The sequence below is a fragment of the Synechococcus sp. R6-10 genome (assembly GCF_047461815.1).
Lineage (GTDB): Bacteria > Cyanobacteriota > Cyanobacteriia > Thermostichales > Thermostichaceae > Thermostichus.
Window position 1 is genome coordinate 568 of sequence record NZ_JANSHW010000539.1, and the last position, 303, is coordinate 870.

1 protein-coding gene is annotated in these 303 nt (G+C 64.0%); it reads right to left on the minus strand.

The genetic code is table 11. The features are described 5' to 3' along the window. On the minus strand, window positions 1-303 hold a 303-nt coding region (locus NW837_RS13450), incomplete at both ends, for an aminotransferase class I/II-fold pyridoxal phosphate-dependent enzyme (RefSeq protein ID WP_414332129.1).

Below are 303 nucleotides of genomic sequence, written 5' to 3' on the forward strand. Positions count from 1 at the left end.
GCGGGGGGAGATGCTCCTTTCCAGCAGCTGCGGATCCAGGTTAAAGGTGCACGGATCCACATCCACAAACACCGGACGCGCCCCCACCCGGCTGATGGCGGCAGCCGAGGCAAAAAAACTAAAGGCACTGGTGAGCACCTCATCCCCCGCCTGGATGCCCAAAGCCTGCAAAGCCAACACCAAGGCATCGGTGCCGGAATTGCAGCCGACGGCCTCCAGGGGGCCACCCCCCAAAAACTGGGCAAACTGCTCCTCAAAGCGCTGCACCGCCGCCCCGCCGATGTACTGGCCAGAGGCCAGCAG